At 39.4% G+C, this 20,788-nt stretch carries 7 protein-coding genes; all 7 read left to right on the forward strand.

The features are described from left to right. The first annotated feature begins 1 nt into the window (after nucleotide 1). Nucleotides 2-13,687 carry an N-6 DNA methylase gene (locus MHN02_RS10775; protein ID WP_239246015.1) on the forward strand — a complete coding sequence of 4,562 codons (13,686 nt, stop codon included), beginning with the start codon at nucleotides 2-4 and terminating at the stop codon, nucleotides 13,685-13,687. Between the two features lie 86 nt (nucleotides 13,688-13,773). Then, nucleotides 13,774-14,421: a hypothetical protein gene (locus tag MHN02_RS10780; protein ID WP_015068604.1), complete on the forward strand. Its 648-nt coding sequence runs from the start codon at nucleotides 13,774-13,776 to the stop codon at nucleotides 14,419-14,421. After that, nucleotides 14,418-15,218 carry a hypothetical protein gene (locus MHN02_RS10785; RefSeq protein WP_239246017.1) on the forward strand — a complete coding sequence of 267 codons (801 nt, stop codon included), beginning with the start codon at nucleotides 14,418-14,420 and terminating at the stop codon, nucleotides 15,216-15,218. The genes MHN02_RS10780 and MHN02_RS10785 overlap by 4 nt, the downstream gene beginning before the upstream one ends. Next, nucleotides 15,215-15,856 (forward strand): hypothetical protein, encoded by a 642-nt coding sequence (locus MHN02_RS10790; protein ID WP_239246019.1) that lies wholly within the window; start codon nucleotides 15,215-15,217, stop codon nucleotides 15,854-15,856. The genes MHN02_RS10785 and MHN02_RS10790 overlap by 4 nt, the downstream gene beginning before the upstream one ends. Next, complete coding sequence (locus MHN02_RS10795; RefSeq protein ID WP_015068601.1) at nucleotides 15,843-17,141, forward strand: hypothetical protein; 1,299 nt, start codon at nucleotides 15,843-15,845, stop codon at nucleotides 17,139-17,141. Before MHN02_RS10790 ends, MHN02_RS10795 begins: the two co-directional genes overlap by 14 nt. Next, on the forward strand, nucleotides 17,134-19,533 hold the full coding sequence (locus MHN02_RS10800; protein ID WP_239246021.1) for a TraM recognition domain-containing protein: 2,400 nt from the start codon (nucleotides 17,134-17,136) through the stop codon (nucleotides 19,531-19,533). Before MHN02_RS10795 ends, MHN02_RS10800 begins: the two co-directional genes overlap by 8 nt. Before the next feature lie 256 nt (nucleotides 19,534-19,789). After that, the gene (locus tag MHN02_RS10805; protein ID WP_239246023.1) at nucleotides 19,790-20,782 is read left to right on the forward strand and encodes a hypothetical protein; all 993 of its coding nucleotides are present in this window, start codon (nucleotides 19,790-19,792) and stop codon (nucleotides 20,780-20,782) included. Nucleotides 20,783-20,788 lie beyond the last annotated feature (6 nt).

The raw sequence follows: 20,788 nt of genomic DNA on the forward strand, positions 1-20,788 counted from the left end.
TATGAAAAAGTTTAACGATTACAGCGCTATTGAAATTACTGGTTATGATAGAAACAAGGGCTACCTGTTTGGAAAGGTTAAAGATGGAAGTGATAAGAGGGTTACGCTAGTTCAAAATAAGCAGCAAAATACGACTTCATTTATCGAAAATCTTTCAAACCCTGATGCAAAAACATTCGCCCCAGTTGGCTCCACCATTATAGCTTACGGTGTACAAGCGATTAGACCGGAATCAGGGTTTTATAGTGCAAATTATGCCGTACCTCTAAATAAGCATCCACAGCACAAAAAAACCTATTCAACGCCACTAAAAATCGACGGCAAAACTCAGGTTAGAAACAATGAAAAAGGGCAATTCAAATCATTAGGTGCGACAGCCCTTGATGCTAATTATGAAACTATTCATAACATACAAGGCCTTAGACAAAAATTGGTTCAAGCTCTTAGAGGTTCAACGAACTCAGTTCCTGGATATGCTAGAGGAGTAATGATTCGAATTGGTCAAAGAACTGCTGATGGAACCAAAAAAGCTATGCCCTTTGAGTTTTTTGCGTTGGCTAATGAAACGCCTGAGGCGGCCATTGAAAGGCTCTACAAGGAGAATGACGGTCACAACAAATTTCGCAACACGCTCAAAATCATCAATTCTGAAATAAAAAAGGCGAATTCATTTGTAGAAATTTCAGGGTTATCCAGATTATCTTTTAATAGTTACGGTAACCCAACTAACCTCGAAAAAATTGCAAGCTCTAAACACTACAAAACCAAAGTAAACGGGAAGGCGCGTGGAGCCTATTCACTGACAGCTATCGCGGTGAACAATAGTACTGGCCAAATTGATACGTTCCTGCCCTTACCTCGCGCTAAGGTAGTCAATGACATAAGTGGCATCGTAGGCGCTCACTCGGACGAGGAAGCTACAAGTTTTAACTTGTCAGCCCCTAGTGAGAAGCGCGCTAATGATAAGAAAGGCGTAAAAGGCTACCCGTTACGTATGACCCAAGAACTCAATACTTCAGGGCAACTTTCGAGAGTAGCAATCAAAGGTTCACGTTCCGACATAGCTAAATATAAAGATCGAATAATCTCTGCTGGTGGCGCTAATAAGCCATTTTATAGAGAGTCTGACAATAGCTATGTATTTCCTATCTCAATTTCAAAAGAAGTTGGTGCTGTTTTAAGTGACCTTACAGGCGAACCAGCAATTTACATTGATGAGCCAAGCGCATCTTCATCCTCAAATAGTATTTACGTTAGAGGTCGAACAGAAAGTGAGCCATTCCGCTCGAAATTAAAAGAAATTGGTTCAGCACAACTTGATGGAAAAGAAGTAAGTGGGGGTTGGGCTTTCAATGAATCAAAAAGGATCACACTTGAGGCTTTGCTTGGTGATTTAATTAAGAAGCCACTTAACCCGGTGGGTTTCGGGGCTACATCGTACAACACATCCTTTCCGTCATATGCTGAATGGCAAAAAATAAAATATAACGACTCACCTAATGCTCTACTAGATGCGCATTTCGATGCTTTGAACACACTTGCTGAAGAAGCTGGTATTGATTGGACGCAAACTTCCAGAAACATAATCGTCCCTCCACCTAATTCGAGCTCTGCGATCTTTAAAAGTAATGTCGATGAAAAAAGCGTAGAAGTTCTAAAACAATCTCATAAAGGTAGTGCGAGCGTAGTCGCTGCTTCAAGTACCTATAGAACTAAGAATAAGAAAACTGGAAAAGAAGAGCAGACACTATCGATTTATCTAAAATTTATCAATAAAAAAATGGGAGGCGGGGAATTCTTCACCGAGTTTAAGTCGGGTGAGTATGACTTCAGCCTTTTTGAAAAAGAACGTGGTACTGGCAACTTGAAGAAGCCAGAAGTAGATTCTGCAGCACTTGAGCGTCGAGAGTTGGACAATCAGAAAAGACTTGAAGAAAGAGCCTTAGAAATTGAGGCTGAGTTTCTTTTAAATAAAGAAGAAGCTCTGGTGGATTGGAATAGTGGTTCAGAACTACAGGGTAATGAGAAGTATATAAGTGATAAAGGTCTAACCGATTATACGTCTTTGATTGAGTTGCGAGCTGGAGCCAATAAATTTAATAGCACTTACTCTATGTATCAGCTTGTCGATGAGTGGAATAACTTCGTTGGGCTACAAAAAATATATGATAATCCGTGGGTTACTGAAAAAGGAAAAAATGAAAATAAAACTTTTACAAAAGGTACTAAATTCACGGATTCTAAGACTAACCAGCCTATTGGCACTCATGGTAGAGTTGGTTTCGATGATGGGACTAAACCTATCATTTACACAGAAGGCATGGCAGATGCGCTATCTTCGGTCGCAGCTACTGACTATTTCGGAAAAATTGGTTTAAACAAGGACAACCTCAAAAAGGTAGTCACACTATCAGTTCATAATAATCCAGATAGAAAGCACATTGTAATTGGTGATAATGATAAAAATCATAAAGATGGGAATATAGGTGCTATGGCAGCTTTAGATGCTGCTTGGGAGAATAACGTATTTTGGCTGGTACCTGATTTTACATATTATGGTAATGACGATAACGATAAAGATATTAACGACCTACATCAAAAAGGTGGATTAAGTGAAGTACGAAAGCAGATAGAGAACGCCAACCCGCCGCCTAAAAACCTTGTTGAATATTATAAATTAAGGCTTCAGTTCGAATCGGCTGAAAACCTAGCGAAGGCCACAGAAAGCGCTACTGCTCACATCCTCGAACGATATTCTAACTTTGAAGCTGGTGTAGTTAAAAAGTTACTTGAGTTTAAGGTCCCTGAAGCGGAAAAATCACAGCAGAAAAAAAACGATAGTAATTTTACTGAAGTCAATCCTAGACCTTTGCCACCTGAAGAGGTAGAGGCCAATACAGTAACCGCCGACAGCCCATTTCCAATAGAAATCATTGAAAAAACTCATTCCATTTCTGGAAAAAAGTACCTGGTAATCAATGACCCATCTAACGGTATATACTCTGACCCAATCGCAAAGGCAATCGAAGAATGCATGCCTGGCAAGACGGCTATATATAATGACGCAATAGGTCAGTACATTGCCCCTTTCCACTTAAAAAATCTCCTCAATAGCAAGCTGCATAGTTTAACCGGTGCGCCAGCCAACTATATTGGAAAGAGGTATCGCTCCAATGAAAAGGGATTTGTAATCAGAGGTGACCTTCCTGAAGAATTAATTGAAAAAATAAGCTCAAAAACAGGCTTTATCTCAACCAATTTCGATCAGGCTGAACAGGGTATAATTGTCGAAAATGAGTTGGCCCTATACCTTATTCAAGATATTCTCGATGATCGGCTTCTTTCCTCAAATATTCCAAAGTCTTTCGATGCGTATACAAGAGATTTCAATTCTAGTGACATCAACTATGCTCCAATAAAGCGTCAAGCCGAAGCCTTTGGCGTTTCCGTCCTAGAAATTGTAAAAATTCAAACCTTACTCTCGATCAATGAAGAGCAAAACCCTCGAGACAGCCACTGGTTTGCAGCACTGATTGCTAAAACAAAAAAAGAGCAAGAAGCCAATGGGCAAAAGCTTACTTACAAAGAACTTCTAGAGAAGTCGTATTTTGCAGGTGAACACCTTTTATCAAATTCAGAGATGACAGAAGAAGAGTATTTGTCTTCAGTCCCACTTTGGTACCAGATTGGCAAAAAATACAAATTAGAAGAAAAATTGACCGCTCCAAATGGCTCAGATAGTTCATCCACGAATGAAGAAGTAGTATCACAAAGTGAGCCGACAAATGTTGATGATTTTGGAGAAGATACTTCAACAGGTGAGTCTGATGAAGTAGAAGCGGAACATTCTGAGACGCCGAATGGGGAGGCAGCAGAAGCCGCTCAATTAATAACAGAGCCCCTACAAGCTGAGCAAGAAGCACCTCTATCTTTTGAGGAATCCAATGAAAATGCTTCTGAATCGGATCTTCACCTAGAAGAAACCTCAAACACAGTGCACACCACTCCACCCGCGCCTAATGAACAATCAATCAACACTGATGTTGCCCCACAATCATCAATGTTCGACTTATTTGAAGAGGAGCCAACTGAATTAAACGTAGCTGCACCTTCTACAATTCACCCCCTCCCATCCGTATTAAGCGTAGAAGAAGTTACTTCTGGTGGAATCGATGATTCAAGCATCGGCTTTCCTGATTGGGAAATTAGAATTCGCAAATTACACGATGCGATTGACCTATTGGTATCGAATGGCTTCGAACATGATGAGTTCATTGAACTTGTTGAGAACAGTCCTGCCTCAGTTGGTTATGAGGAAGGGGAAGTGCAGAGCTTTTATCAACAGTTGACCTCTGACCTTAAAAACCTTAAACAACATCCGATTGCAGATTTAGAAAATTTCACTCCTTTATCTCTGTCGTCGGCATACTTCAGTGTCTTCAACCGCATCAGCGCAGAGCGTTTAGAAGGTATCAAAGATTACATTGCTGAATTTGTTTACATTAAAGGGGCAATGGTCGAAAAAACTTTCAATAAATACCTTTCAGGTAAGCAAAGTATTCCTGATATGGTCGCTGATAATCCATATTTTATTGAGGGAGAATTGCAGAGTGAAGTCTTACTTCAAGATATTGAACACCTAACTGATTTTAAGTCAATAAATGACTTTTACAGGCATTACCGCGATATATATTCTTCTCAGCAAACGAATAATGTCCTTTCATCAGATGAAGAAAATGTGCCGTCAACATTAAAATTTGCTCTTAATGGAGAAAGCGTTAATGGAGAAGAAATATTTTCTAACGATGAAATCAAACTATACGCTTTAGAAGAAGGAGACATGTACCTTTCTGTTGATGCAAATGGCACCATCACAGAACTCAAACATGAGCGATTTAAGTCGACGAAAAATGATGAAGTTTTGTTAAACAAGCTCTACTTGAATGGACGTTCTGCCTATGTGGTTAGTTTTGAAAATATCACTAAGGTTTTTTTGGAATTTGACAAGGCCCAAAGTTTTTATTCGCGCAATGAGAATAAACTTTTAAATTTAACTGACAAGAATGTTACCTTCACTAAGCAGCCTACCCGTCCCCAAATTGAAGCTGCATTTGAAGCGTATTACGACGACGGTATTGACTTTGACACACTAATGTCTCGTCTTAACGAAAAATACGGCGTTACACTCGATAATGAATCGAAGTCCATAGTAGAAAAAGCTTTCAAACATAAGACTGTATCTGTCGAAAAGAAAAAACTATCCCTGAATGAAAAACTATCTGAGCTAATTTCTGTAGCTTCGGAGCAGGCTAATACAGGGCTAAATTACACAGAGTTTTTCGAAGAAACCTTCAAGGAAGATGGGTATTTTTGCAATCGCAATCCGTTTTTAGAAAATGACTCATCAGAGATTTCAAGGCAGGAACTCAATCAATCTCTGAGTGACGCAGGTTATAAGTCACTTAAAGCTTTTTATAACTCAATCTATGAAACGATTCATGCCATTGAGCAAGATGAAATCATTGGTCGATTAGGCGGTTTTATACCAAGTGCAACGATTCAACAAGACATCTCTCTTTCAGCGCAATTTACCAATTTAATCAATGTATTAAATGCTAAGCGTTTAGATGCAACTCTATTACCTCCCCTGCCCTTTAAAGACTACGCAAAAACACCGCATGCATTGCAAAATATTAATGCTATTCAATCAGTAACACTGGTCGAGTTAACCAATGAAGAAAACTTGGAAAGGTACTCACTAGATGATTACCTCCTACTAGCTGACCTTCATCATGTTCAAAATGTAAGCGCCGAAATGGAAAAGGCAACTGTTGCGCAGTTAGTGGTAGATACTTGGAGCAAGCGTAGAGACCTAACATTTTTAAGTACAAAAGAAATCGCTGATTTTGACTCTGAAACGCTTAATGAGTTTTCACGAATTTTGGGAGTTAGTAATCAAACAGGAAATCTAGCCACCGCAATAGCAATTAAATCGAAACTAAAAGAGCTCCGCGAATTGACGTCTTTAAAGTTAGCTCAGTTTAATTACATATCAGATGCTATTCAGCATAATTCGAGTTCAAAAAAACTACCGGCATTTGTATACCGAGACATAGATTTAATAGCTAATGGCCATGAACATAACATTGATAAAGCTATCAACTATGTTGAAAGAATTCGGTCACTCAATGAGTCTAGATTATCTATAGAGAAAACCTTCCATAATATTAATTTAGTATCACCGGAGGTTCGCGCAGTTCTAAAGAATAGCGACACTTCAAAAAGCTATGTTGTCGGCATCGAGGACGCTAAATATGCCTCACATGCATATTTGTACTCACTTACTAAAGACAAGTCTGTGTCAGATATACAACTCCCTCTTGATATCTCTTACTACACAGTTGTTAACGACAAAATGGTAGGGTTCAACCGCGGTCTTGATAATGATTTTGTTCAACAGGCTGGGTTAAGCCCAATCTCTGACAAAGCTCTTGAACGTGCTTTAGCACCTATTGAGAGCTTTATCGGCACGCAAGGTTATTTAGCTCTTAAGAATAACGAAGGAAACGCTGTACTTATTCGCGCTGCCAAAAAAGGGTTTGTTTCAACCGAATATAACGCTAAGACGTTAACATTAAACACCACTAGCATTCGCGACTTATCTGCATTGATGGAAACTTATAGGGCAGAAGGTTATGAATTTTCTGATGTTGAACCACTATTTGATGTCTTAATATCTGAGAAAAATCAAGAAACGCTTCAGCTTTTTGAATTTGTTACCGACCTCGATGTTAATAGCTTGTCAGAGGAGCAGCAACAAGGCTTTTCAGAGTTATTAAGCGAAGGCTTTGACGATGACTTCAGTGCACTATCAAAAGTAGCGAAAGAGAGAATTAGACATGCACTTCAAGATGATCTAATTGAAAAAATCACTGGGCTCAAAAATGATTTAGAACCTGGCATTTCTGATGACTATAAACAAGTGATTCGAGACTTGCTGGCGGTAGACTCGATTTCAATTACTCACAACGAGCATGTAACAGAAACAACTCAATCACTTTCTGATGAATCACCTGTGGAAAGCGTCAATTCTTCAATTAATGATTTATATGGCCTGTTTAACCATTTGGATGTGGATCAATCCGTCGAAAGCAGCTTACAGGATGATGCCTCATTTGTTCCAGAAACCAGTTCTGCAAATGTCGAAACTGGGAGATTGGCTATTGCTAACGGTCGTGCCGGTGTAATAACTGAAATCCATGGAAGTGTTGTCACGATTGAACCAGTTTGGAAAAGTAATGTTTCTTCAAACCCTTCTGCTCAAAATGCTTTGTACTCTTCTAAATATGACAAATACATATTCGAATTATCACCGGAAGAATTCGCCACTACAGAGGCCGCACTTTCATTTGATATGGATGTAGATTTATATAATCCACGTGATGAAAAAGGCCTTGAAAGAATACAGAAGCTGAGCCTACCGGATCTTAAAAAGTTGAGTGTAGTATACGGAGCAGATGTTAGTAGCGATGACCGCGAAGTTATTACCCAAGAACTTATACGCTCGGTTAGAGCAAGGACAGCTGCACTACTGATTGAAACAGGTAAACGCACGGATACATCTAATGAAGACCTTGAAGCTTTAGCAGAGTATGTCAACGTAGATGATGCTGACGAAGTAACGGAGTTTTTCCGTTCTGCAGCTAAGAATTCGAAAAGTTCTATTTTAAATATGAACTATGAGAAGGCAATTGAGGATGGGTTAAACTTCGGCTACCACCCTGGTATATCTGATAACGAAATTTTGGACGTTAATGTTGGTGAAGTTAAAACTATCAGCGATGTTAGTGTTATAACTCTCTTGAACAAGTCTACCATAGCTGAAATTCTGAAAGATGATAGTAGTGAGGCGGAGTACATAAAGTATCAATATCTCAGTAGCCCAGACGTTGACATAAATCGCCTTGAAACCTCTTCAGCTAAAATTAAATTAAATGGTTTCAACCACACGTATGTGTCTTCGAATGGTGATGAGTATCCCTCGTTAGAACTATTAACTGAATATTCAGAAGTCATAGACGTAACTCCAATTTTTGAAAACGGTGATGAGGTTTTATATTGGGAAAATGAAATTCCAACTGCTGGCGCGGTAAGTGAGACAATCTTTACTGGGGAAAAAGAAGTAAGAATTTCAGGACTAGAGTCCCCTGTTAACTTAGGTGAACTTGTTAGATTAGATCCCGTTAAATTAGAGAACGAACTTCAGAATATAAAACAGCAATTCAACGGCCCATTACAAAAAACCTTGGGAAGTGTGGTTTCACTAAAAGACGGTGAGACAGATTTACATAAGGCATATGCAGTTCAAAAGGCGATAGTCTTATTACAGAGTTATGCTGATAGTTCAGTAAAATCTTTCATGGGCTATGATTTAGAGCTCATTGGAGAAGAATTTAGATACAGCAAAGACGGCAGCACATTGGCTCAAGCTACCAATATTGAAGAAGCACAGCGCCTTGTAGCAGAAGCTGTAAATAACCTACTAACAGAGAGAGTACGCAAAAATGCAGATGAAATACGACTTGATGGAGTACATGGAGAAGTTCTGCCCAATTCTGACAGCACAGATGAAAAAGGAGAACACCTGGGTGAATTGGATAGAAATGAAAGCCAAGAAAATGTCGGAGGAACTAAATCAAGCGATAGAGCAGGTGGAAGCAGAAAATCCACAACCTCAGACGACGGATTACAACGAACTAGCGGCGTACCACCAGTTCGTACAAGTAACAGCCAAATCATTGGTATGTCAGAAGAATTATCCAACAGAAGAAGAGCCGAATACTCTTTCCCACTAGATATTGAAGATAGTATAAGCGGGTTACCTAAACGAATAGAATTAAACTTATCAGCTCTCAAATTGAGTAAGCAAATTGAAGATGAGGATCGACTTGCTACTCACGAAGAAAAAAACACCTTAGCACTCTACTCTGGGTGGGGTGGCATGCCGGGAATGTTTGACCCTACAAATTACGTTTACATCAAAGAACGTCGGGAATTGATGTCGTTAGTTACCGGCGAAGAATATGAATCGATTAAAGCTTCGGCATTAACTGCATTTTACACACCTCCGTCATTAATAGAGCAAATCCACTTAGGTGCAGAAAAGATTGGTTTCGCAGGTGGTGAAGTAAGTGATCCATCGACCGGAACTGGTGGTTTCATATCTGCAATGCCTGCTCATTTAAAAAATAACTCAACATTTACTGCGAGAGAGCTAGATACTGTAACTGGTAAAATTGCTCAACAACTATTTGGCGAAAATATAGTTAAGATTGGAGGGTATGAAAACGCTACTCAACCTAACAACTACTTTGACCTTGTAACCTCTAACATCCCATTTGGAAACTTTTCAGTCTACGACTCTGACTATGCCAAATATGGATATAAAATTCATGACTACTTCATGGTTAAGAGCATTGATAAAGTTAAGCCTGGCGGTTTAGTCGCTTTCATGACTTCCACCGGCACTCTAGACAAAGTCGAAAGCAAAGCTCGAGAGCACGTCTACAAGACAGCAGATTTAGTTTCTGCCATAAGAATGCCTTCAAACACCTTTACCAAGTACGCAAATACCAATGTCGCTTCAGACATCATTTTCCTTCGTAAAAGACTCCCTGGTGAGGTCAAAGGCGACAACGCATGGCTCAAAACTCAACAAGTTGAAGCTGAAGATAGAAATGGCCACTTCCACGAGCACACTTTAAATAGTTATTTTGTTGATAACCCTGAAATGATAGTAGGCGAATTAACTTCGGTGAAGACACAATTCGGTCAATCACTTTCATCAAAATTTGAAGGTGATTTAATAGCTGAGGTGCAAACCAAGATTGAAAACCTTCAACCTCTAAGTAATGTGTCGAAGAAAGAAACTAAAATTCAGATAATCGAAGATAACTCTGAAGTAATAAAGCTAGTAGAAGATGTTAGACCCGGCTCATTTGTTTATAAAGACGGTAAGCTTGGCAAAGCTGTGTCCAAATATAATCCTGACCTAGATGACCACGAGCTCGTAATGGAGCCTCTGGAAACCTCGGGTGTAAAAGCTAAACGTCTGATAAGCCTGATTTCTGTTAGAGATGCTTGTCGAACTCACATACAAACCCAATTAGAAACAGAAGGGAATGACCCTCGTTTTCTTGCTTCATTAAACAATTTGAACGAGGCCTATGAACGTCATGTTCAAAAGCATGGGGTATTAAACGCCACAACAACAAAACAAGTATTTCAAGAAGACCCGGATTATCCCCTTCTTCTTGGACTAGAAAGCATCGACAAAAAAACAAAGGACGTAGTAAAGGCACAGATATTCACTGAACGAACAGTTGGAATTAACCCAGATATTACTCAAGCAGAATCGTTGGAAGACGCATTATTCATATCTATTGCAAAATACGGTGAAATAAATCCCACGTTAGTGTCTCAATTGCTCGATAAAGATTGGAAAAATGTTGTAGAAAACTCGGGAGACCTTCTTTTCCTTGACCCTAATACAGACCAATGGATGTTCAAAGGCAATTACCTTTCGGGAAATATCAGCACTAAGTTGAAAGATGCTAAAGCTGCTGCAGAGCTAAATCCTTACTTTGAAAAGAATGTTAAAGCTTTAGAAAGCGTCATGCCTCAAAGAATTATCTCAGAAGAGATCAAAGTGAGATTAGGCACAGCATGGATTCCAGCTTCAACTATGAGTAGATTCGTGGAGTACATTGTAACTGGAGAGGAAACACCATTCGAGAGCAAGCCCAATAGGCAATTCGGCGTATCTTTCGTGAACGCTGAGTGGTCATTGAATGTATCCGAATATGTGATCTCATCTAATAGTGGCAGAAGCAGAAATAGATTTGGTACAGAAAGAAGAGATGCGGTAGACCTCATTGAAAAGGTGATGAACGGTTCTAAAACTGATGTATTCGATACGATTGATGGGAAAGCTGTATTCAATTCTGAAGCATCAGCACTTGCTAGTGCAAAAGCTCAAGACCTAGCGACTGAATTTAAAGAGTGGGTTTGGAAGAACCCTCAAAGGAAGGAGCATTTAGAAGATGTCTACAATGAGCGTTTTAATGTATTCGTTAACGCAAAATATGATGGCTCACACATTCAATATACCGGTTTGAATCCAAACTTTAATGGAAAGAAATTCGACCCCCGTCAAACGCAAAAGAATACTCTAATGCGTTACCTTGTAGAGGGTAGAGCTTTGTTAGCACATGGTGTGGGTACTGGTAAGAGTTTTGAATTGGCATCAATTGCAATTGAAGGAAAAGCACGAGGAGTACATCAAAAGCCAATGGTAGCAGTGCCAAACAATGTCTTTGGTCAACTTAGCAGAATGATTCAAGAGCACTACCCTAACGCTAGAATTCTCGCGCTAGACCCCAAAAATATGCCCAAGGAAAAAAGAAAGGAACAAACCGCACGCATAGCAACGGGGAATTGGGATGCGATTATTGTAGCTCATAGCACACTTGATAAATTCTCAGCTCCTACGGAATTTGTTACTAATCAACTCGAAGCTCAATTAAACGAGTATCGCTCTTCTCTTGAAAATGCTGAAGCAATGGATGGCCAAAACAATAAAAGAGCGCAGCGGAAGATTAAAAACCTAGAAAATAAAATACAAAAACGCTTATCACAAGAAAAGAAAGACAACTTACTTTATTTGGACGAGCTGGGGATAGATACGATACTTGTAGATGAAGCTGACAACTTCCTAAACCTCGGTACTCCGTCAAACATGGGCCATGTTAATGGCGTAAATACTCAAGAGAGCAACCGAGCTATGAATATGATTTTCATGACTCGATTCATTCAGGAGCTAAGAGATGGCAAAGGCGTAGTCTGGGCCACGGGAACCGATATTCGCAAATCCATGAGCGATTTATTTGTAAATCTATACGTATTGGCACCTGATGAACTTAAAGCGCTTGGGGTTTATGAGTTCGACAATTTTATGAGTGTTTTTGGTGAGGTAGTTTCAACCATTGAAGCCAACCCTGAAGGTACCGGTTATAGAGAAAACTCAAGACTAGCCAAATTTAACAATCTACCAGAACTAGGAAAGTTATACCGCACAATCGCTGATGTAGTAACAGCTGAAATGGCTGGCGTAGAAAAGCCAAATTCAAACAAAATTGCGGTCAAAGCAAATGGTAACGAGTACTTCGATGCTTTTATGAAAAACATAGCCAAAAGAGCTACAAGCTTCAGAAATGGAAGTAAAGATGAAACTTGGTTCAGCATCCAACATGACTCTCAGAGGGCGGCAATGGATATGCGATGCATAGACCCTAATATCCCAGAATCTCCCTCTAGCAAAATAATGAAAGCTTCAGAAAATATTCTTTCTGAATTCAGAAAGAAAGATGAGAAAACCCGGGCTCAGCTAGTCTTTATTGACCGATTTGTTAACCCTTCAGAAAAAGGCTTCAGCGTTTATGATGATTTAATCAATAAGCTAGTTGCTGGTGGTATCCCACGCGAAAAAATCATTGATAGTCGTCAAGTTAATACAGAAGCCCAAAAGAAAGAGTTTGAAGACGGAATGAACTCCGGCAAGTACGCGGTAGCTATTGGAACAACGGACAAGTTTGGAGTTGGTAATAATATCCAACAAAACTTGGTAGCAATGCATGAGTTAACGCCTCCCTGGAACCCCAGAGACTTGGAGCAAAGGCTTGGAAGAATAGAAAGACACGGAAATCAGCATAGCGAAGTAAATGTTTACCGCTACTCCACAGAGAATAGCTTTGACCTATTTATGTGGGAAACGATGAAAAGAAAGGCCACATTCATTATGCAAACCAAGCTAGAGCCAGAACTCGCTCCTCGTGAATATACGGAAGAGCCAGATGCTACATATACTGAAATGATGGCTATAGCGACTGGGAATAGTCTAATTAAAGATAAAATCGACGTTGATTCGAAGCTAAAAAATTTAGAAAGGCAGTACCGAGGCTATATCGACAACAAACGTTCAATGGTTCATCAAGTTGGGTATAAAAATGAAAGAATCGAAAAGGACCAAGTTTTACTAGATGAAAAAGGGAAGTTTTTATCTAAAGTCATTGGCGATATGAATTTAGTGGTTGACGGTATGCGTATGCCCGACCTGAAAAGCGCTGGGGATCGAGTAAAAGGTATCTTTGACCAACTTCAAGGAGTTAAAGCTCCGCCTCTTACTGTGCCGGTTGGAGAGTACAATGGAATGGAAATTAAGTTCAGGCTTGAAGATTCAGAAGATGGTAAAAAGGTTTATAGACTTAAAATTTATCATGACAGTAAAGAAGGTTTTCAAGTATCAAATCACCCATACGTAGGTCGACAAATTAGCGATATTTCCACACTCCAAGATAAGCTAGAGAAGTTCATTGGTGAAGTGAAGGATCGAATTACTTTCAACGAAAAAAGTATTGAAAGCCTTAAAACTGAGATTGAGAGGCCTTTTGACAAAGAAGAGGAAATGCAAAGTTTGCAAAAAGCTGCTGAAAAGCTAAACGCGGAACTATTAGTTGCTGCAAATGAAGCCTCGCAGACGGAAGAGGTCGTTGATTGGGGAGTTATGCTTAGTGAAATTCAGCGAGATGACGAAGTAGATATTAATGAACCTACACACACTCTAAACTAGAGTAATCCGATTTATTCAATATTCTCGATTGAATAATTGTTACTGAAGAAAGACCATCTTTGAGTTACTTCTCTAAGATGGTCTTTATGTCTAATACGTTCAAAGTTAATCCCAACATTAAGCAGTGCCCTGCGTGTGGTCTTACACTAAAATTTAATAATATAGAGTCGAAAAAGCTTACATCTTGCAGATGCGGCTTTATGGAGGCAGCAGGTTCTCTTCATATCCTAGACCACATTAACGATGTTCTTTCTGAATATGCGGCTTTAAAAAATATCCACTCTGTAAAAGGCCTACTAAATGAAACTTACTCAATTGCTAAGGGAAATGCTTTTAGTGCATACGGGTTTCTGTCTTTACTATTGAAGCGCTCTCAAACCTTCATATTTGGTGACACGCCGGTCAATAAGGTTTTTAACGGCATTGAGATCATGGAAGTAATTAGCACAGATAAGGGCATACTGGGAGAGCGAGTTTCATTAAAAAACACAGGTATGGATTCTAACTCCCAGCTGCATGCACTTTCGATTCAAATAATATTATTAACCTACGTCATAGATGAAACACTCAACGCAAGTTCATTAAACCAAAGCTCTCGAAAAAGTGGTGTCTTATACATAGAGGATGTAGTTGGTGTTGCCGAGTTGGTGAACATCGATACCCTTAGAGAAAAGTTCCGCTTGCCAACAAACGAAAAGGATTTAGTGAAACAAGAATCGGGGCCAGCATTGTGAACGCAGCTCAATTAGCGATCGATATGGCTAGAGGTCAAGAACAACGAGTTGATGCCCGTAATGAAGACAAAGCGGCCACAGTCCAAGCCGGCCAAGCCGATACACTAACCCTTGATTTAAGGCGTTCATTAAATGGTCTTAAAGTAGGACTTTCTCTCGTAACAGCATGTATTTGGAAAGGAGAGGATGCAGAAAAAAATCTTAAGGAACTCATAGATCTAACTCAAAGCCTTTCAAATGAGCTTTTGCCAGATACTAAAAACAACGAAGAAGAAAAGCGTCAAGCAGCAATAATAAGAACTTCAATTCTACGGTGTGTTGAGGAAGTCGCAAAACAAGATAAAGCCGACTCACTATCTAGTGCACAACTGGCGAGCTTATTTGACATTGCTTCAGAGCTGAGCACTTATGAAACCTTACCGCCGCAGAATATAGCTCAATCTTTCGATCTATCATTTCTAGTTGCCATCGGCTTCAACACGAGCTCTTTAACCGAAGACAGCAGTTCTATATCCGAACACTTGGCTGAGGTTAAATTTGGGTTAACCGAAACATTTGCGACCTTAGAAAAATTTAATATCAGCAACAGTGCTCTTTCTCATATTAAGGCAATAGTACTAGACGAAATCATAGCATTACATCGGCAACTTGTTATGGAGGAAGCGGAACGCAGAAGGATAAATAAGCTCGGAAGAATTGAAGGCAAGGAAAATCTCAAAGTTGTAGAGATGAAATTCAAATCCCTTTTGAAATCAATAATAGAAGCAACTATCGCAAACACTAAGGTGTCGTCATGAGCCTCGTATTCCATATTGAACAATTAATATTATCAAAAAATAAAAAAGCCAAACTTTATGACGGCGATTTTCCTTATCAAAACAAACAAACGGGAGAGATCATTCAAGTCCGTCGGAAATTCTACGCCCTGAACCTGGCCCACGCAGAAAAATTATCCCAGCATATAAAGAAATTAGAGCATTACAAACTTGAAAGAGGTAATTGGAAGCACGCTTTTGGAATCTCCCACGACCAGTCTACTGGAAAAGTTCTTCGGTTTGCTCAGAGAATTTCAGGAACTAGGAATTTGAAAACAAATTTTAACAAAGGGCTTAATGCTGGTGGGATACCCCTTTTTGCATTTACTAGACATAGTTATGCGATGGTATTAAGTACGATTAAGGGCAATAAATCTGACATTTCACCAGACCAACTCACTGTTGAAGAAAAGGATTTTCTGAAGAAAAAGATGCTCGCTATATTTGGTCTAGCACTATGCCTCTTTTCAATGACAGTGGTTTTCGGCGTGAGCTTAATAATCAACAACAACACCTTTAGCTTGTCTGGGTACGGAGTGTTAACCACTCTGGCATTATCACTTTTGTTCATTGTAAGTAGCTTTGAGACTTATAAGGAGTACGACAATGTCGGGAAATAACGAAGATAAGGGAAATACACCATTAATCATCATGGGCTGTATTCTAGGTTTTCTCTCCCTTTGCTGGTACCTTTTTAGCGTCAATATCAATACAGCTATTACTTCTGTGGCTAAGATAAATCTTGAAATCGTTGCCGCTCTTACTGAAATGGGTGAGCTTGGGGAGCTCTTAGCAAACATTTTCGCTCCTGGAATATCAAGTGAAATTATTAGCACTTTGAAAGATAAGTTTTACTCTACTAACCCTAGGTTTATGAGTGGAAAAGAAACTATCCTATACTTGGAGTTTTTAGGACAAAACTTCCGTCCATTTTTAATTTTATTCATTACTGTCAGCTTTATTAAGGTCTATAAAGACCAAAGGCATAGAAGCTTAAAAAAGAAATATAACCTTGACGATATATTGAAAGTGGGCTCGCAATACAACCCCCATCTTAACCCTGTCATCTGTCAAGATCTGGTCAAATGCGACCCTGATATCGGCCCTTTAGCAAGGGACAAGTCACCTCTTATACTCGCTATTGAAAACAACTTGATAACCGTCTTTGATATTGACCATGTTGGGAATAACACCAATAGAATACTAACTCCGGTATTTGGTAAAAAAAACATTCAAAAAGGTGAGTCCATCGTCATCAAAAATTCATACACAGACACTCTCGAAGGCCTTCCTATATTGCATGGTAGGTGCTTGTTAAATAGGAAAATGGCGAAAGGATTTTTTACTAAACAACTTGGCCCTCGATATTCAGGTTGGAAAAGCATGCCTCTAGAAAGGAGAGCATTTTTAGCGATAGCAACTCTTTTCATGAAAGGAGTTGATTCAGGTGGTGTTGCCGAAAGCATTAAATTACAGCGCCAGATAAACGAAGATTTCAGTTTAAAGAAGGTAAAAAATCTCAACTATCTCGACGAGAGTAAAATCGATGAAATATTGTCTGAGAATGAAGATTTGAAGCCATTTCAGGCGCTGGTTAATAGCCACTCATTTGAACTGACTTTGATTACTGGATTTATGGAAGCAGCTCGAAAGAAAGGAAAACTCTATACGAGCCATATGTACTGGATAAAACACACTGACAGGTCACTTTGGTTCACTCTCGAGAACTGTGGAAGCCAAATGCCTTATTGTGAGGCGGCAGCAGTCAGGGCTCATTACCTTCGAGAAGAAAATGTTCAAATGGGACTCGATCACCCAGAAATAGAAAGCGCTATCGATGGACTAGAAAAATTTCTTGGTGAAACGGAAGGCTGGTTAGCAAAGGTTGTGAAAGAAGATGTTTGATAATAGAGCCCCTAAGAACAATAGAAACCTAGAAGCTCGTAGAAGATACGTTGATACTCGTAGTGAACTCAAAAAACTACTTGATAGCTTAAGATTACGAGAGTACCTAGCCTTTGGTTACATTTGTATCGTAACTCTGGTGTGCCTAATCCCTGCCATTTGGTTAGTATGTCTAATTGTTTTCCTGATTTTACATGTCAACTCCAAACTCGATAAAAAGAAAATTGGCGTCCTGCCTCTTAAACTTCCTTTCTGGATGAACAAGACTGATTATCATGAGCCTGCGGTTGCTGACAGATTCAAGTTTGAGAAAGCAAGTGGAACTATCCATATGGGTAATGAGCTGTCTACGCAATTAGAATTGTGGATTGTCCCTAAAGATCTATTAACGCATCTCTTATTTATATCTACCACTGGTGGTGGTAAAACAGAATTCCTTTGGTCTCTAGCTGCAACTAGTAGCTTCATGACAGGCGGCGCCCTAATATATGTCGATGCAAAAGCTGCTCCAGACGGGCTTGAAAAACTGTATTTCTTAGGCCGCAAAACCGGGCGAGAAGACAGCATCCGTATAATGAACTATCGGACTGGAAATAAAGAGGTTAAACATTCTCACTGGAAGAAAGTAAGTAACACCTGCGGCATGTTCGCGGTAGGTACAGCATCAGTTGTTCAACAATTTTTGGAAGATATGATGCCTCCTGGCGAGGGTGAAAACCAAGTTTTCAGAGATAAGGCTGTTGGAGGATTAAAGGCATTTTTGCCATGTGTAGTAGAATTACGTGACCAAAAGTTAGTAAATATCACCCCGAGTTTAATTGGCCAATGGTTTACGATTCCAGTCTTATGCAAATTAGCTTGGCCAGAACACAATGACCACCTAATACCTCTAGAGAATGAAACAACTGGTGAAACTATTGAAATACCTCACAAGGTGTCAAAGCAAAGGCAGCGTGCCCTTAGACGTTACTTAGAAAACCTCCCTTCGTTTGATGCAGACAATCCAGATAAGTTAAGGAACGGGATTAAGCAAGCATCTGAAGTTCACAGACAGTTTGGTTTCGGCCTAGGTTACATTTCAAAACCCCTTGTTGAACTTGGGAGTGCGTACAGCCACATATTTGAGTGTGAGCAAGGCGAAATCGATTTTCGAGATATTATTCTCAACAACCGCCTTTTAGGTGTTTTCGTACCAGCTACAGAGCAATCAAAGGATCAAAGGCAAGTACAAGGAAAAATTGCACTATCGGGAATACGGGTAGCTATATCAACAGGACTAGGTGAAGACTCAGAAGGTGATTTAGATGACATTATTAACAACCTTCCTATAGACAAGAAAAACCCTAGTCTAATTATCATCGATGAATATGCTGAGGTAGCAATCGAAGGTTTTGCTGTTGCCGCAACTCAAGGTCGCGGGCTTGGAATTGGTGTATGTTTTAGTGGACAAGATTTGGCAGGCTTCATCAAGGCATCAAAAGAGGAAGCAACACAGATTTTTGGTAATACACGTCTTAAGATTCTAGGCCCACAAGAAGATGTTAAAGAGACTTGGGATTGGTTTAAAAGCTTAGGCGGAACGATGAATGTGGCAGAAAGTAATGGCTGGAATGAAGGTGATTTCAGCGCTTACAAAAGCAACCTATCGGCTCAGATAAAGGAAATAGACAGACTAAATTGGTTAGATGTAAAAGAACAAATTGAGGGTGAGGGCTATATATTTCAGTCTTCAAATCTAGTGAGGGCCCAGCTTTTCAATATAAGGCTTAACACCAAAGAGCTTGGAAATTTTCGTATCACTAGACTTCTTGAGGTTTTGCCTCCAAGCGAAAAAGAGAAAAATGAGCTATTGAAAAAGGTAGAATTATCTAAGGCAATTGAATATTCCCTTGAAAGAAATATTCTTCCTTCAAATAGTTCTTTAATAGATTTAAAGGGTTCTGAGCCTAACCTGTCAACGGATTGGATTTATAAACTTCTGGAAGCACAAACAGTTAAAGAAAAGGAGGTCGATGCTTTAAACAAGGAGATTCAAGCATTAGAAAAGCCAATTGAAAAAGTGGAAACGCCTGCTAGTAAGACTCACCAACAAGAGAGCGCCTTTGTAAAAACCACAAAAAATAAGGAAGTAATTTTACCAGACAATTCTTCGTTCATTTACGACTTCGATATCGATATCGATAATGACACCCTAGGCTCCCTAGAAAAGAGCCTCAGCCATATTTCACAAAAGCTAGGGGTATCTACAGACGATGCAGACAAACTCTCCTCTGAGACTGTTGAGAGCCTTAGTTCAGAGCTTAAATATACAAAGACTGAGATTGAAAGCAGAGAAGATGATTTAGAGCTTCTTACAGCTGAATTCTCAAAACTATTGAAAGCTGATAAATAATCACACCTAAAACAACCTACGTAGAAACTTATTCGGCTCATCCGCACCTAATAATTTGGGTGCGGCAGCCTTAGCAAATGAAATTGATAATCAGTGCTCCCTATGATTCAGTATCGAAAATGATAGCTCTTTGAACTATCACCACCTTCACCTAGAATTTATTAAATCATGAAGCTTTTACCGTGCTCCTGGTGAACCATTAATTAAATTCATATTTGAGATATACTAGTTGTAAATAAGCGAAAGGGACGTTCATATGACAACTAAGGCTTCAGACAATTCAGGGAATCGGATCACAATTCAATCTTCCATAGAAGACATTTTGGGGTATGAATTGGCTTTACATATTTTCCGTATGTTAAAAATTGAAGAATCTGCTCAGGAAGCGTCCATCAATAACATCGCAGAACTTCATGAATTGCTGAGTGATCGCGCCGAAAACCTTAGTTATGTTCAATCTCAAGCTGAATTTCAGGGATTGGATAAAGAAATACAAGATGAGTCAGCTATTGCATATGCAAAGTCCCTTGCATCTTTTGATATCCCACCATTTGCTTATACAACTTTAGAAGATTTAACGAGTTCCTTTAGAAGTAAAAGAGATTCATACCGCTCTCTATTAATTGATTATCTAGAAGTATTAAAGGTGGCGTCATTTCCAATACTTAACATTACACAGTCAAAACTGATAGGGCTGAATCAGGAACAAATCAATCCGATTTATAGGGCGTCTCGTGAATACTTAAAAAACAACTTCAAAGGTAGAGTTGAAATAAGCTTTCCTAGGAAACTTGAGCTGGAAAAAGAACAAGATGTTTGCCTAAAGATTATTGGGTATATGGAAGAGGCAGACTTACCTTACTTGATAAACAAGAAAGATAGAGAGTTTTACCTCCCTCAATTACTGAAAAAATGTGCCGCGAAGTTAATTGCAAATGAAAACTTGTGCTCAATTCAACCACATAATACTGTCAAAGGAACTGTAGAGGAAAAACGTGGAGGAAGTTTTTCCTATGAAGCAGAGTGGAGTATAACGGCTTTAAAAGAAGCTCCACAAACAATAAAAGCACATATTTCTATCCTATCAGCCCCATCTACTGCAGACTTAAATAAATTAATGGAATCGGAAGGGTTTAATTGCAAATCGGCTATGGGGCTGCGTATTTCGGTGAATCCGATCGGTCGTTTCGGTTTTATCCGATCGCTTTTTCTTCTTCTTTTTCGTCCCTGCCAGTTTTACCGTAAGTGATCGGAT

Source organism: Alteromonas sp. CNT1-28, from assembly GCF_022348345.1.
In the GTDB taxonomy this organism is placed as follows: Bacteria; Pseudomonadota; Gammaproteobacteria; order Enterobacterales; family Alteromonadaceae; genus Alteromonas; species Alteromonas macleodii.

Excerpts from the sequence above, each read along its gene's own strand:
- MHN02_RS10775 (WP_239246015.1), top strand. The coding sequence starts at position 2 with ATGAAAAAGTTTAACGATTACAGCGCTATTGAAATTACTGGTTATGAT.
- MHN02_RS10780 (WP_015068604.1), top strand. The coding sequence starts at position 13,774 with ATGTCTAATACGTTCAAAGTTAATCCCAACATTAAGCAGTGCCCTGCG.
- MHN02_RS10790 (WP_239246019.1), top strand. The coding sequence starts at position 15,215 with ATGAGCCTCGTATTCCATATTGAACAATTAATATTATCAAAAAATAAA.
- MHN02_RS10795 (WP_015068601.1), top strand. The coding sequence starts at position 15,843 with ATGTCGGGAAATAACGAAGATAAGGGAAATACACCATTAATCATCATG.
- MHN02_RS10800 (WP_239246021.1), top strand. The coding sequence starts at position 17,134 with ATGTTTGATAATAGAGCCCCTAAGAACAATAGAAACCTAGAAGCTCGT.
- MHN02_RS10805 (WP_239246023.1), top strand. The coding sequence starts at position 19,790 with ATGACAACTAAGGCTTCAGACAATTCAGGGAATCGGATCACAATTCAA.